The sequence below is a fragment of the Bradyrhizobium sp. BRP56 genome (assembly GCF_020194035.1).
Classification (GTDB): Bacteria; Pseudomonadota; Alphaproteobacteria; order Rhizobiales; family Xanthobacteraceae; genus Bradyrhizobium; species Bradyrhizobium australafricanum.
Map to the genome: position 1 here is coordinate 77,939 of NZ_JADYVV010000025.1, position 13,611 is coordinate 91,549.

A 13,611-nucleotide genomic window follows, 5' to 3' on the forward strand; every position below is an offset into this window, starting at 1 on the left:
CCCGGCTTCGTCCGGGCGATTCCGTATCGCAGCAAGATCAGCGGCTGTTGCAGCGCATTCGACGCGCAGAGCTCCGGACATCGCCGCGGCTTTCGATTTTTCCCTAGAACCGTCGCGCGACCGCGTTACACTTGGCTGACGTCGGGCAAGGGCACGCCATGAAACGCTATCTGATCTTCGCAGCCATCGGGCCGTTCATCGGCGGCTTCCTGCTGCTGCTCATGACCACCTATCAGTCCGGCTACTGGACCGAGACCAGTGGCGGCGAGGTGACCAAGCTGCTCGTCGTGTTCGTGAAGTCGCTGCAATACAATTATCTGTTCGGCATCGTGCCGTCGCTGATGTTCGGCGCGATCGACGACATCCTGATGCACGTGAAGCGGATCGCGCCGGTGGTGCGGATGCTGCTCGTCGGCGCGGTGGCGTTCGTCGGCGCGGCGCTGACCTATGCCTCGCACGGCTCCGAGAGCGGCGCGGTGCAGTTCATCCTGTACGGAATGGTCGGCTTCATCCCGGGCGTGATCACGTCCTGGCTGGCGCACAAATATGCCGAAGAGCTGCACGCGCCGGCGCAGCCGGCTTCCCAGCATTAGGGCAGGTGCTCAGTACCAAGGGAAAAGCAGAAGTCGTGACCGGCGACTTCTGGCCCAACGGCGAATGATCGCATCGGGATCGGACAGGGCCGCGCTCTACGCACGGCGCGGAATAGATCACCCATTGCGGTAGTCTTGTCAGCGCACCAGACGGCCGGACAGCCAGCGTACTTCACATAACTGTCATATCATCGTCACGCAAACGTAGTCCCAATGTCATGCCCGCGTCGTCCTCGCGACCCGCGGCCGTCCGGGGCAGCGGCGATGCCGATCCCGGGCCTGCTCTATTCTGTGTTCGCGCATTTATTTCAGCCGTCGCTGCAGACGACCGGGACGTACCGATCTGCGTCCGGATTCGGGGAAAGGAATTTCGAGTGGCAGATGCAAGCTTCAGCCTTCTGACGGGCAACAGTATCGAAACGCGCCTGGTCCGAGCCGGCGGCATTATCTTTCGCGAGGGCGAGCAGGCCAACGAGCTCTTCGTGATCAAGAGCGGCTACGTGCGCATTCAGGTCGGCAACAAGACCATGGCGGACCTCGCGCCTGACACGATCTTTGGCGAGATGGCGTTGATCGACAATGAGCCAAGGAGCGCGACCGCCACGGCGCTCACGGATGTCGAGCTCGTCCCGGTCTCGGAAAAGCAGTTTCTCTTCCTCGTGAGCCAGACGCCGCATTTTGCCCTGAAGGTCATGCGGACGCTGGCGCAGCGGCTCAGAACCATGAACAAGGGCGTCTACTGAAGCGAGCACGGCGGAGCCTCGAAGTAACAGGCCTTGAAGGTGACACAGTGGTAATGTGACGCAACTTGAACCGCCTGCCTGCGTTACCATGTGATGGCCATGACCGAGGACGACATCTTCACGCCCCACGCCGCGCGATCGCGGCCGCCTTTTGGCGGCGCGCAGGCGCGCAGCAAGGTCATCGACCAGGACGGGCGCGAGCTCGCCGATGGCCCGCTGCATCCGCAGTTCCAAGGTTCTCAGGGAGCCTTTCAGGAAGGCTTCCAGTTCGACTTCCGCAACTCCACCGCCAATCCGTTCGGCAATCTCACGCGCGAGGAGCGGCTGGCGCGGCTGGAGATGATCGCAAGGCTGCTCGACGTCGCCTTCATCGTGCCGGGCACCAATGTGCGCTACGGCATCGACGGGCTGATCGGCCTGATCCCGGTGGTCGGCGATATCATCACCACCGCGATCTCGCTGTGGCTGGTGCGCGAGGCTCGTCTGCTGGGCGCGCCCTGGCACATCACCGCGCGGATGCTCGCCAACGTCGCCGTCGACGGCGTGATCGGCATGGTGCCGGTGGCGGGCGATGCCTTCGACGTCATGTTCCGCGCCAATATCCGCAATGTGCGGATGCTGCGGCGCTGGCTCGACAAGCAGCCGCCGCGCCGCGCATAATCCGGAAAACTGTGCAGCGGTTTTCCCTCGCGACAAACGCAAGGCGTTTGCGCGGAGATCATGCGCAAATAAATGTCCCTCAAAACAAAAGCCCCCGGATCGATCCGAGGGCTTTTCGTTGAGCGAAGAGTAGAAAGCTTATGCGGCGTCAGCGTCGGTCTGGCTGGCGGCCGGGCGCGGACGACGCGGCAGCGGGAAGGCCTCGCTCTCATAGAGCGAGCGGATGCCGTTCTGGTCGAAACGGGCTTCCTCGACCTGGAGATAGGCGCCGTTCAGCGAGTCCGCCGGCAGCTGCTCCATCGCGAACTGCACGGCCTCGGCAGCGGTGCCGAAACGGCGATAGGCGAAACCCGCCCGCTTCTTCTTGCGGATCGCGGCGGGGAACAGTTCGGCGGATGTGTTATAGTTGAACGGACGCAGGGGACGCATGGTCGACGACCTCTTGTGTTCTTTTCAGTTGGCGTTGCGAAAGGGATTTTGGGGGACGGCGGCCTATTATCGGCGGCGCGCCGTACATGTCATTACGACCCCTAATATAGGCCTCTTTGACAAAAATGCGACCCCAGAAGAGCCCCTGACAGGGCACATGCTGAATCCGCGCATAGCACGGGGGCCGGCAAGATAAATTCTTTTATTTCAATGGTTTATGGTGCTTAAATCTTGTCGAGCCAGGCCAGGATCGCGACCACGATCAAAATCACCCCGAAAAGGCCCATTCCGGAGTGGCCGAGGCCATAGCCATAGCCGCGAATTCGGCCGCTATAGCCGCCCAGCAGGATAATCAGCAGAAGGATGATGAGGATCAGTCCAAGCGACATGGCGCCCTCCTCAGAACAGGCGGCAGCCGCACGGCGAGACGCCTACGGCCCCGCGAAGACCGAGCAAAGCACATTCCGGCCTGCGAGTCGTTAAGGCCGTCAGCTGATCACGAGGATGTTGCCGGGGGCCGAAGCCAAAACAAAGCCCCACGCGACCGGCCTGTTGGTCGCGTGGGGCGGATCAAACTTCGACGGGAAATCGTGATATTTGCCAGTCCCGCCATCGTCATTGCCGGGCTTGACCCGGCAATCCATCACGGAGAAACGCTCTCTCTTTCGATGGATGCGCGGGTCAAGCCCGCGCATGACAAAAAATCGCAGCCGTCACTTCTTCTCGTCGAGCTTCAGCGCCGCCGAGTTGATGCAGTAGCGCAGGCCGGTCGGGCCGGGGCCGTCGTTGAAGACGTGGCCGAGATGGCCGTCGCATTTCGAGCACAGCACCTCGGTGCGGATCATGCCGTGGCTCATGTCGCGCTCCTCGTCGACATGGCTCTCGACCGAGGGCTTGGAGAAGCTCGGCCAGCCGCAGCCGGAATCGAACTTCTGGTCGGATTCGAACAGCGTCTGCCCGCAGCCGGCGCAGACATAGGTGCCCTTGCGGGGATCATGCTCATATTCGCCGGTGAAGGGCCGCTCGGTCGCTTTCTCGCGCAGCACGGCGTACTGCATCGGCGTCAATTCCTTGCGCCACTCGGCCTCGCTCTTGCGGACCTTGCCGTCGGTCTTGGTATCGGACATGGAAACTCCCTTGTTGGTTGTCATTGCGAGGAGGGAAGCGACGAAGCAATCCATCTTTCCGCTTGCCGCGGCATGGATTGCTTCGCTTCGCTCGCAATGACGGGAAGCGTCGCCTCAGTTGGTGACCTTGGTGCCGCCCACCAGCGTCGGCTTCTCGATATAGTTCTCCGCGAAGATCTTCTTCAGGTTCTCGACCTTCGGGATGTCGTTATAGGCAATATAGGGTTGGTTCGGGTGCAGCGTCAGATAGTCCTGGTGGTAGCCCTCCGCCGGATAGAAAGCCTCGAGCGCGCCGACCTTGGTGACGATCGGCTTCTTGTAGACCTTGGCCGCGTTGAGCTGGGCGATATAGGCGTCCGCCACCTTCTTCTGCTCGTCGCTGGTGGTGAAGATCGCCGAGCGATATTGCGTGCCGGAATCCGGGCCCTGCCGGTTCAGCTGGGTCGGGTCGTGCACGACGGAGAAGAAGATCTGCAGGATCTTGCCGTAGGAGATCTTCTGCGGGTCGTACTTGATTTCGACGGACTCGGCATGGCCGGTGGTGCCGGTCGAGACCTTCTCGTAATCGGCGTTCGCCTTGCTGCCGCCGGAGTAGCCGGACACCGCGCTGACGATGCCGGTGGTGTGCTGGAATACGCCCTGCACACCCCAGAAGCAGCCGCCGGCCAGCACCGCGGTCTTGATGCCGGATTCCGCCGCGCTTGCGGCGGGCGCCGGGATGATCACGGCGTCCTCCGCGGCAAGCGAGGGCGCAACGGCAAAAGCTGTGACGGCCAGCGCGCCGATCGCGGCGGCGCACAGCGAGAGGCGGCTGAGGGAGCTTTTGGGCATGGGTTCCTCGTGGGATCGCAATTGGGGCCAGTCTAGAGCGGGAGCCGGCATTGGCCAATCAGGCCGAGCGGCTCCGACGCTTCAAAATACGGGCGAGGGGACGCTTTGTTACGGCGCCGGCCACACGGTTTCGTGAAGGAAATGCTGGTTATTCAGGCGTGTAGGTGCCTTGCACCCGTCATCCTGAGGAGCCGCGGAGCGGCGTCTCGAAGGATGCACGGCCCGGCTGTGGCCGATTCATCCTTCGAGGCTCGCTCCGCTCGCGCCTCAGGATGACGGGTCTATGGAAGTGCGGCGCCGGCGGGACGATCAAACTACGATACTCAGCCGCTTCGCGGCCCGCGTGATCCCCGTGTAGAGCCACCGCGCGCGCGAGTCCTGGAAGGCAAAGCTCTCGTCGAACAGCACGACGTCGTCCCATTGCGAGCCCTGCGACTTGTGCACGGTCAGCACATAGCCGTAGTCGAACTCGTCATAGGGCTTGCGCTGCTCCCACGGCACGCCCTCGACACCGCCGTCGAAGCACTCGCCGCGCACCGAGACCTTGGTGACCTTGTAGCCGAAATCCTCGTCCGGCATCACGCGCATGGTGATGATCTTGGATTTCGACTGCGCGCGCGCCTTGACCCGCCACAGGCCGCCGTTGAACAGGCCCTTCTTGCGGTTGTTGCGCAGGCAGACCAGCTTGTCGCCGGCAACCGGCAGCGGATCCTCGATGTTCTGCCGCTGCCGCACCCGCATGTTGTAGGCGCGGCGGGTGTTGTTGCGGCCGACCAGCACCTGGTCGGCGCTCATCACGCGGTCCGGATCGAGCTCCTTGCGCGACACCACCTCGCTCTCGCCGTGGCGGCCGATCTCGAGCTCGCGGCCCTCGCGGATATCCATCGACATCCGCACGATCGGATCGTCCTGCGCCTGGCGGTGCACCTCGGTCAGCATCGCGTCGGGCTCGGCGTCGGTGAAGAAGCCGCCGCCCTGGATCGGCGGCAACTGCGCGGGATCGCCGAGCACCAGCAGCGGGCAGTCGAACGACATCAAATCGCGGCCGAGCTCGGCATCGACCATCGAGCATTCGTCGATCACGATCAGCTTGGCCTTTGATGCCGGCGCGTCGTCCCAGAGCTCGAAGCTCGGCTGCTCGACGCCGGACTCGCGGGCGCGGTAGATCAGCGAATGGATCGTCGAGGCGCTGTCGCACCCCTTGTTGCGCATGACGAGCGCCGCCTTGCCGGTGAAGGCCGCGAACTTCACCTCGCCGTCGACGCCTTCGGCGATGTGGCGGGCGAGCGTTGTCTTGCCGGTTCCGGCATAGCCGAAGAGGCGGAACACCGGCGGCGTGCCGTTCTGGCCGGGCTTGGCCTTCAGCCAGTCGGCGACGGCTTTCAGCGCAGTGTCCTGATGCGGCGTGAAGGTGGTCATGGGCTTTCGGAAGAGTGAGCGCGCGACCGATAGCGCCGCGACTCAGGCCAGCACAAGCTAAACATTCATGCGTTCCGATCAAGCCGTCTCCCGCTGCGCGGAATTGGGGTTTCGCCCCCGAGGCTAGACTTGATCCGGAGCGCCACTAGACTGCCCCAAAACAACAAGCGGTCGAGACCACGATAAGTGGTCGAAGAAGCGACCTTGGGAGTGACTCCATGAAATTCGGCATCTTTTACGAGCTGCAACTGCCGCGCCCCTGGAACGACGGCGACGAGCTCAGGCTCTACCAGAACGCGCTGACGCAACTGGAAACCGCCGACCGGCTGGCTTACGACTACGCCTGGGTCGTGGAGCACCACTTCCTCGAGGAATATTCGCACTCGCCGGCGCCGGAATCCTTCCTTGCCGCAGCGAGCCAGCGCACCAAGAACATCCGGCTCGGCCACGGCATCTTCCAGCTCACCACCAATCATCCCGCCCGCGTCGCCGAGCGGGTCGCGGTCCTCGATCTCTTGAGCAACGGCCGCTGCGAGTTCGGCATGGGTGAGAGCGCCTCGATCACCGAGCTGACGCCGTTCGGCCGCGACATGGAGACCAAGCGCGAGGTGTTCGAGGAAGCCGTGCAGGCGATCTTTCCGATGTTCAGCAAGGTCGGCACCGAGCATCACGGACAATATTTCGATATCCCGCTGCGCAATGTCGTGCCGAAGCCGGTGCAGAAGCCGCATCCGCCGCTCTGGATGGCATGCTCGCAATTGCCGACCATCGAACGCGCCGGGCAGAACGGATTTGGCGCGCTCGGCTTTCAGTTCGTCAGCGCCGAGGCGGCGCATGCCTGGGTGCACGCCTATTACAACGCGATCACCAAGCGGCTGAAGAAGCTCGCCGACTACGAGATCAATCCGAACATGGCGCTGGTCTCGTTCTTCATGTGCGCGAAGACCGACGAGGAAGCGCGCCGGCGCGCCGACGGCGCGACCTTCTTCCAGTTCGCGCTGCGCTATTACGGCCAGGCACAGAACCGGCAACGCCCGGCGCCCGGCACCGTCAACATGTGGGACGAGTACAACAAGTGGAAGCGCGACAATCCGGAGGCGCAGGAGGCCGCGCTGCGCGGCGGCCTGATCGGCTCGCCCGAGACCTTGCGCAAGAAGCTGCGGCGCTTCCGTTCCTCGCATATCGATCAGGTGATCCTGCTCAACCAGGCCGGCAAGAACACCCATGAGCACATCTGCGAGTCGCTCGAGCTGTTCGCGAAGGAAGTGATGCCGGAGTTCCAGCACGATCCCGAGCACGAGGCCTGGAAGAAGGGCGTGCTCGACGGCTCGATTAAGCTCGAGGAGATCGACACCCAGGCGTTCACGGACCGCTATGGTAAACTCGCGGTCAATGTCGGATCGAAAGCCGCCGCTGCGGGCTGATCAATTAATGCGCAGCCGCCTCGCGATCGCGTGAAGAAAATAATTCGCTACACGCGATCCGCGCCTTAAAAGAAACGGCACGCGCGATGCCAGCACCGAAGTGCTGGCATCGCTATTTTTGTGCGGTGCTCGACAGCTTCATTCGCGCGCCCCATCATCCTGACATCGCATGATCGTGCAGCGCGATAGCGCGCTTGATCGTCAGGAGAGTCTTGGAATGAAGCGTCGTGAGTTCCTCCAGCTGTCGCTCGTCACGGCCGCCGCCGCTGCGCTGTCACGGGGCGCGCAGGCGCAGGCGGACGGGAAGGAAATTCGTATCGGCTACCAGAAGAACGGCGTGCTCGTCATCACGCGCCAGCGCGAGGCCTTGGAAAATCATTTCAAGCCGCAGGGCATCAGCGTGAAATGGGTTGAGTTCTCCTCGGGCCCGCCGATGATGGAAGCGATGAATGTCGGCAGCGTCGATTACGGCGCGGTCGGCGATTCCCCGCCGATCTTCGCGCAGGCCGCCGGGGCGGCCATCGTCTATGCCGCGGCGCAGCCCATCATCAACGGGTCCGGCATCCTGGTGCCGCAGAATTCGGCGATCACGTCAATCGCCGATCTTAAGGGCAAGCGCGTCGGCTTCACCAAGGGATCGAGCGCGCACAACGTCGTGATCCAGACGCTGGAGAAGGCCGGGCTCACCTATGACGACATCACGCCGGTCTATCTGACGCCGCCGGACGCCGGTCCCGCCTTCGCCAATGGCGGCATCGATGCCTGGGCGATCTGGGATCCGTATTTCGCGATCGCCGAGACCAAGCAGAACGGCCGCATCCTGGTCAAGACGCGCGACATCACCAAGACCAACTCGTTCTACATCGCCAACCGCGACTTCGCCCGCAATCGCGGCGCGGTCCTGCAGCAGATCGTCGATGTCACGACGTCGAGCGCGGCATGGGCGCAGGCGCATCCCGATGAGGTCGCCAAATCGCTCGCCGCCGTCACCGGCGTGCCGCTCGATATCCAGACCATCGCGGCGAAGCGGGCGGGCTTCTCGGTCGGACCCGTGACCGACGACATCATCGCGACCCAGCAGGGCGTCGCCGACCGCTTCTTCAAGCTCGGCCTGATCCCGAAGCAGATCGCGATCCGCGACATCGTCTGGCGCAATCCCCAGACCTGATCGGCGCGCGTTTGGTCATTTCAATGCAGAGGATAGTCTCATGACGCGTTTATTTCGACGCTGGGTCGCCCGCGCGGTGCTGTCGCTCAGCATCGTCGCCGCAACCGTCAGCGCCTCCTACGGCCAGGAGAAGGTCGTCCGCATCGGTTACCAGAAATATGGCAAGCTGGTGCTGCTCAAGAGCAAGGGCTCGCTCGAGGAAAAGCTGAAGGCGGTCGGCACCAAGGTGGTGTGGACCGAGTTTCCGTCCGGGCCGCCGCTGCTCGAGGCGCTCAATGTCGGCGCGATCGATTTCGGCAACACCGGCGAGGCGCCGCCGATCTTCGCGCAGGCCGCCGGCGCGCCGATCCAGTATGTCGCCTATGAGCCGCCGGCGCCGAAGGGCGAGGCGATCCTGGTGCCGAAGGACAGCGCGATCAAGTCGGTCGCTGACCTGAAGGGCAAGAAGGTCGCGCTGAACAAGGGCTCTAACGTCCAGTACCTCTTGGTGAAGGCGCTGGAGAAGGCCGGCGTCAAATATTCCGAGATCGAGCCGGTGTTCCTGGCGCCGGCCGATGCGCGCGCGGCGTTCGAGCGCGGCGCGGTCGATGCCTGGGTGATCTGGGATCCGTTCCAGGCCGCGGCGGAGGCTGCGACCGGCGCCCGCACGGTCGCTGACGGCACCGGCATCGTCGCGAACTATCAGTTCTACTTCGCCTCGAAGAAATTCCTGCAGGCCGATCCGAAGATTGTCGAGCTCGTGCTGGCGCAGCTGAGCGAGGTCGACGACTGGGCCAAGGGTGACATCCATGCCGTTGCCGAGCAGCTGGCGCCGAGCATCGGCCTGTCGGTGCCGGTGGTCGAGGTCGCGTTGAAGCGGCAGGCCTACGGCATCAAGCCGGTCACCGATGCGGTGGTCGCGGACCAGCAGCAGGTCGCCGACACGTTCTTCGCGCTCGGCCTGATCCCGAAACAAATCAAGATTTCCGACGTCGCATGGAGGCCGGGCACGTGAGCACCCCAACCAACGCCAACATCCTCTGGTTCCTGCCGACCCACGGCGACAGCCGCTATCTCGGCACGTCGATCGGCGGCCGCGAGGTGAACTTCAATTATCTGCGCCAGATCGCGCAGGCCGCGGATCAGCTCGGCTATTACGGCGTGCTGCTGCCGACCGGGCGGAGCTGCGAGGATTCCTGGGTGGTGGCCTCGGCCGTCGCGCCCTGGACCGAACGTCTGCGCTATCTCGTGGCGGTGAGGCCCGGCCTGCAGTCGCCGAGCGTCGCCGCACGCATGACCGCGACGCTGGACCGGCTGTCGAACGGCCGTTTGCTGATCAACGTCGTCACCGGCGGCGATCCGATCGAGAACAAGGGCGACGGCATTTTCCTGGATCATGACGAGCGTTACGCGGTGACCCGCGAGTTCCTCAACGTCTACAGCGATCTCCTGGCGGGCAAGACCGTCAATGTCGAAGGCAAGCACATAAGGATCGAGGACGGCCGCCTGCTGTTCAATCCGGTGCAGTCGCCGCGGCCGCCGCTGTATTTCGGCGGCTCCTCGGATGCCGGCATCGACGTCGCGGTCGACACCGTCGACAAATATCTGACCTGGGGCGAGCCGCCGGCGCAGGTCGCCGAGAAGATCGCCAAGGTGAAGGCGGTGGCGGCGCAGCGCGGCCGCAAGCTCTCGTTCGGCATCCGCCTGCATGTGATCGTGCGCGAGACCAATGCGGAGGCGTGGCGCGCCGCCGACGAGCTGATCCAGTACGTCACCGACGACACGGTGGCCGCCGCGCAAAAGATCTTTGCGCGGATGGATTCGGTCGGCCAGCAGCGCATGGCGCAGCTGCATGGCGGCCGCCGCGACAAGCTCGAGATCAGCCCGAACCTGTGGGCCGGCGTCGGCCTGGTGCGCGGCGGGGCCGGCACCGCGCTGGTCGGCGATCCCGAGACCGTCGCCGCGCGGATCAAGGAGTATCAGGAGATCGGCGTCGATACCTTCATCATGTCGGGCTACCCGCATCTCGAGGAAGCCTATCGCTTCGCCGAATTGGTGTTCCCACTGCTGTCGCTGGCGCAGGGCGGCAACGTGACGCCGATCCGCGTCAACACCGGGCCGTTCGGTGAGACCATCGGCAACGACTATCGTCCGAAGAAGCAGGCATCGCAATCATGAGTCTCATCGACAGTCTCCCGCGCCGCAAAGCGTTTTCGAGCGAAGTGGATGCCGGTTCGCGTGAAGAAAACGCGTCAAAACAAAAATCTGGAGCTCCGTTCCGATCCCATCGGAACGGAAACAGCTCCAGCGCGCCGAAACTCCCGAAGGTCGACGGCTTGATCCCCTGGATCGTGCCGCTGGCGATCGTGCTGGTGTGGCAGCTTGCTTGCGTCACCGGCTACGTGCCCTCGCGGGTGTTGCCGGCGCCGACTGACGTCGCGGTGGCGGGATGGAAGCTGCTGCTGTCCGGCGAACTGGTCCGCAACATCTGGGTCAGCTTCTGGCGCGCCTCGATCGGCTTCTTGATCGGCGGCGGCATCGGCTTTGCCTTCGGCCTCGCCAACGGCCTGTCGCAGCTGTCGGCAAAGCTCACCGACACCACCTTGCAGATGGTGCGCAACATTCCGCATCTGGCGCTGATCCCGCTCGTCATCCTGTGGTTCGGCATCGACGAGTCGGCCAAGCTGTTCCTGGTTGCGCTCGGTGTGTTCTTCCCGATCTATCTCAACACCCTGCACGGCATCCGCACCGTCGACCCGCAGCTGATCGAGATGGGCCGCATCTACGGCATGACCGACGGCGAGCTGTTCCGCCGGGTGATCTTCCCGGGCGCGCTGCCCTCGATCTTCGTCGGCCTGCGCTTCGCGCTCGGCATCATGTGGCTGACCTTGATCGTCGCCGAGACCATCGCTGCCTCGTCGGGCCTCGGCTACATGGCGATGCAGGCGCGCGAGTTCATGTTGATCGACGTCGTCGTGCTCTCGATCCTGATCTACGCCTTGCTCGGCAAGCTCGCCGACAGCGCCTCGCGGGCGCTGGAGCGGCTGACCCTGTCGTGGCATCCCGCCTTCCAGAAGAAGTGAGAATGAGAATGCAAGAAGCGCTTCGTTTCGAAACCGCTGAGGCCGAGCCGGTCGACCGCACCGAGATCGTCGTGAAGGCGAGGCAGTTGCGGCGCGTGCCGGAAGGCGCGGCCCGCGGCCTGTCGCTGACCATCCGCGGCCTGCGCAAGGCGTTCGGCGACAATGAGGTGCTGCGCGGCATCGACCTGCACATCCCGGCCGGCCAATTCGTCGCGATCGTCGGCCGCAGCGGCTGCGGCAAGAGCACGCTGCTGCGTCTGATCGCCGGCCTCGACGCGCCGACGGCGGGAAGCATCGCCTTCGGCGAACAGCCGAGGGCGCAGGACGTCCGCGTCATGTTCCAGGAACCGCGGCTGCTGCCCTGGGCGCGCGTGCTGTCCAATGTCGAGGTCGGGCTGGGGCGCGAGCGCTCGTCTGCCGATGCACAGGCGCGCGCCGAACGCGCGCTGGTCGAGGTCGGACTCGGCGACAAGCGCACCCAGTGGCCGTCGGTGCTGTCGGGCGGGCAGAAGCAGCGCGTGGCGCTGGCGCGGGCGCTGGTCAGCCAGCCGCGCGTGCTGGCGTTCGACGAACCGCTCGGCGCACTCGACGCGCTGACCCGGATCTCGATGCAGCAATTGCTGGAGCGGGTCTGGCGCGACCAGGGCTTTACCGCGATCCTGGTGACGCATGACGTCGCCGAGGCGGTCGCGCTCGCCGACCGCGTGCTGGTCATCGAGGACGGCCGCATCGCCGAGGACGTCGCGATCGACCTGCCGCGGCCGCGCCGGCGCGGGTCGGCCGAACTCGCCGCGCTGGAGGGCGAGATCCTGAAGCATCTGCTCGAAGGCAGCGAAGACAGTCTGTGAGGTCGCCATGAATTCCGTCGTCCGCAATGTTTCGATCGAGCCCGCGGTTGCGGCCGCCGAATTCCGCGGCGCGATGCGTCACCTCACCGGCGGCGTCAGCGTGATCACGGCCGGTCGGGCTAAGGATATTTCGGGAATGACGGTGACCTCGGTGTCGTCGCTCTCGGTCGAGCCGCCGTCCTTGATCGTCAGCATCAACCGCGCGGCCTCGTCATGGCCGCTGATCGCGCGCCATGGCGTGTTCGGCGTCAACATCCTGGCCGCGGATCAGCGCGACATCGCCGAGCGCTTCACCGGCAAGGGCGGCCTGAAGGGCGCGGACCGCTTCACCGGAGCCGAGTGGACGACGCGCGCGTCAGGCGTCCCGCTGCTGGTCGGCGCGCTGGCCGCGGTTGATTGCGAGGTCGAGGAGACCATCGAACGTCATTCGCACGTGATCGTCATCGGTCGCGTGCTCGACGTGATTGCCTCGGAGCGAACCGCCGCGCTGGCATATTGGCACGGCGAGTATGTCGCGATCGACCATGAGGAAGACGCCGCACGGCTGGCTGCGGTCAGCCTGCCGTCGCGTCATGTTCATGCCCGCGGCGGGCGTTAGCTCATGATCGCGGTCAAGCTCGCGGGCGTATCGATGACCACCGTGCTGCCGCGGACGCTGGACCAGACCGCCTGGACAGTCTGCGCCGCGTTGCCGAGCGGGACTCCAACCACCAGTGTGGTCGGGACGCGGCCAAAGCTCGCCGGAGTGGCCTCGTTGTAGGTGAAGCCCGCGACGACCCCGGACATCACGCCATTGAGGGTGATCCCGAAGCTGCCGCCAGGCGTATCGTTGCCCTGGGCGTACGGGAACGGGACGTTCAGGATGATGATGGCGGTAATGCCGACGCCCTCGGGGAGCGTTATCGCAAGGCCGTTGATCGGCGTAAAGGAAGCGGAGTTGGTGGTCAGGGTGCCGCTGGTCTGGGCGTAGAGGCCATATCACTCTCCAGTTGTCTAAAATACAAACGCAATAGGAGATTGTGTACGGCAACTGTTCCCCGGATTCAAGGGAGGAACGGCAGGAAGGCCGGCGCGGCATGTTGGCCGTGGCGCTTTCCCAATCGGCGCATTAAATGGCGCGGATGTTTCGGAGAGGTGACCGTTGGATGAAACGCGTGGGAACCTGGCTGTTCTATCTCGTCGGTGCGATCGCCGTCGCCTATCTCGCGCTCTATGCCTATGTGACGTTCACCGGCCGCGACATCACGCCGGGCGATCCGATCCGGATCTTCCGCAAGCCCGACGCGCCCAGCTATTCGTGAGGCGAG

18 protein-coding genes are annotated in these 13,611 nt (G+C 64.3%); 11 read left to right on the plus strand and 7 right to left on the minus strand.

Annotation, left to right across the window (positions count from 1 at the left end; genetic code table 11):
- Positions 1-158 precede the first annotated feature (158 nt).
- The 3 genes from I6F38_RS19115 to I6F38_RS19125 all read left to right on the plus strand — a co-directional run bounded on the left by I6F38_RS19115 (position 159) and on the right by I6F38_RS19125 (position 1,996).
- Positions 159-593, plus strand: a complete 435-nt coding sequence (locus tag I6F38_RS19115) for a DUF5413 family protein (protein WP_038382276.1) — start codon at positions 159-161, stop codon at positions 591-593.
- A 218-nt stretch (positions 594-811) separates the two neighbouring features.
- Positions 812-1,336 carry a cyclic nucleotide-binding domain-containing protein gene (locus I6F38_RS19120; RefSeq protein WP_225161414.1) on the plus strand — a complete coding sequence of 175 codons (525 nt, stop codon included), beginning with the start codon at positions 812-814 and terminating at the stop codon, positions 1,334-1,336.
- A gap of 93 nt (positions 1,337-1,429) precedes the next feature.
- Entirely contained in the window at positions 1,430-1,996 is a 567-nt protein-coding gene (locus tag I6F38_RS19125; RefSeq protein ID WP_225161415.1) for a DUF4112 domain-containing protein, read from the plus strand.
- 138 nt (positions 1,997-2,134) lie between these two features.
- Here I6F38_RS19125 and I6F38_RS19130 read toward each other — a convergent pair whose 3' ends face one another.
- The 6 genes from I6F38_RS19130 to I6F38_RS19155 form a co-directional block, all read right to left on the minus strand.
- On the minus strand, positions 2,135-2,425 hold the full coding sequence (locus I6F38_RS19130) for a hypothetical protein (RefSeq protein WP_016844322.1): 291 nt from the start codon (positions 2,423-2,425) through the stop codon (positions 2,135-2,137).
- Positions 2,426-2,649: 224 nt separating this feature from the next.
- On the minus strand, positions 2,650-2,814 hold the full coding sequence (locus I6F38_RS19135; protein ID WP_016844323.1) for a DUF3309 family protein: 165 nt from the start codon (positions 2,812-2,814) through the stop codon (positions 2,650-2,652).
- A 99-nt stretch (positions 2,815-2,913) separates the two neighbouring features.
- Positions 2,914-3,120 (minus strand): hypothetical protein, encoded by a 207-nt coding sequence (locus I6F38_RS19140; protein WP_225161416.1) that lies wholly within the window; start codon positions 3,118-3,120, stop codon positions 2,914-2,916.
- Between the two features lie 18 nt (positions 3,121-3,138).
- The gene (gene msrB / locus I6F38_RS19145; RefSeq protein WP_028343489.1) at positions 3,139-3,552 is read right to left on the minus strand and encodes a peptide-methionine (R)-S-oxide reductase MsrB; all 414 of its coding nucleotides are present in this window, start codon (positions 3,550-3,552) and stop codon (positions 3,139-3,141) included.
- 114 nt (positions 3,553-3,666) lie between these two features.
- Positions 3,667-4,383, minus strand: coding sequence for a peptide-methionine (S)-S-oxide reductase MsrA (msrA, locus tag I6F38_RS19150; RefSeq protein ID WP_225161417.1), 717 nt, complete (start codon positions 4,381-4,383; stop codon positions 3,667-3,669).
- Positions 4,384-4,692: 309 nt separating this feature from the next.
- Positions 4,693-5,802 carry an ATP-dependent RecD-like DNA helicase gene (locus I6F38_RS19155; protein ID WP_038382266.1) on the minus strand — a complete coding sequence of 370 codons (1,110 nt, stop codon included), beginning with the start codon at positions 5,800-5,802 and terminating at the stop codon, positions 4,693-4,695.
- 218 nt (positions 5,803-6,020) lie between these two features.
- On the opposite strand from I6F38_RS19155, the gene I6F38_RS19160 reads away from it, so the two are divergent.
- The 7 genes from I6F38_RS19160 to I6F38_RS19190 all read left to right on the plus strand — a co-directional run bounded on the left by I6F38_RS19160 (position 6,021) and on the right by I6F38_RS19190 (position 12,902).
- Complete coding sequence (locus tag I6F38_RS19160) at positions 6,021-7,226, plus strand: LLM class flavin-dependent oxidoreductase (protein WP_225161418.1); 1,206 nt, start codon at positions 6,021-6,023, stop codon at positions 7,224-7,226.
- A gap of 217 nt (positions 7,227-7,443) precedes the next feature.
- Positions 7,444-8,394, plus strand: a complete 951-nt coding sequence (locus tag I6F38_RS19165; protein ID WP_225161419.1) for a sulfonate ABC transporter substrate-binding protein — start codon at positions 7,444-7,446, stop codon at positions 8,392-8,394.
- Positions 8,395-8,434: 40 nt separating this feature from the next.
- The gene (locus I6F38_RS19170; RefSeq protein ID WP_225161420.1) at positions 8,435-9,388 is read left to right on the plus strand and encodes a sulfonate ABC transporter substrate-binding protein; all 954 of its coding nucleotides are present in this window, start codon (positions 8,435-8,437) and stop codon (positions 9,386-9,388) included.
- Positions 9,370-10,551 carry an FMNH2-dependent alkanesulfonate monooxygenase gene (gene ssuD / locus I6F38_RS19175; RefSeq protein ID WP_225161421.1) on the plus strand — a complete coding sequence of 394 codons (1,182 nt, stop codon included), beginning with the start codon at positions 9,370-9,372 and terminating at the stop codon, positions 10,549-10,551. Before I6F38_RS19170 ends, ssuD begins: the two co-directional genes overlap by 19 nt.
- 158 nt (positions 10,552-10,709) lie before the next feature.
- A complete protein-coding gene (locus I6F38_RS19180) occupies positions 10,710-11,456 on the plus strand; it encodes an ABC transporter permease subunit (protein WP_057017321.1) in 747 nt (248 codons plus the stop codon).
- A gap of 8 nt (positions 11,457-11,464) precedes the next feature.
- Positions 11,465-12,304, plus strand: coding sequence for an ATP-binding cassette domain-containing protein (locus I6F38_RS19185; protein WP_225161437.1), 840 nt, complete (start codon positions 11,465-11,467; stop codon positions 12,302-12,304).
- Between the two features lie 7 nt (positions 12,305-12,311).
- Positions 12,312-12,902 carry a flavin reductase family protein gene (locus tag I6F38_RS19190; protein WP_225161422.1) on the plus strand — a complete coding sequence of 197 codons (591 nt, stop codon included), beginning with the start codon at positions 12,312-12,314 and terminating at the stop codon, positions 12,900-12,902.
- Here the strand turns inward: I6F38_RS19190 and I6F38_RS44240 are convergent.
- Positions 12,899-13,252 (minus strand): hypothetical protein, encoded by a 354-nt coding sequence (locus I6F38_RS44240; protein ID WP_346657121.1) that lies wholly within the window; start codon positions 13,250-13,252, stop codon positions 12,899-12,901. The two genes, I6F38_RS19190 and I6F38_RS44240, sit on opposite strands and share 4 nt — an antisense overlap.
- A gap of 197 nt (positions 13,253-13,449) precedes the next feature.
- Here I6F38_RS44240 and I6F38_RS19200 point away from each other — a divergent pair, with 197 nt between their 5' ends.
- Positions 13,450-13,605 carry a hypothetical protein gene (locus tag I6F38_RS19200; protein ID WP_016844338.1) on the plus strand — a complete coding sequence of 52 codons (156 nt, stop codon included), beginning with the start codon at positions 13,450-13,452 and terminating at the stop codon, positions 13,603-13,605.
- Positions 13,606-13,611: the final 6 nt, after the last annotated feature.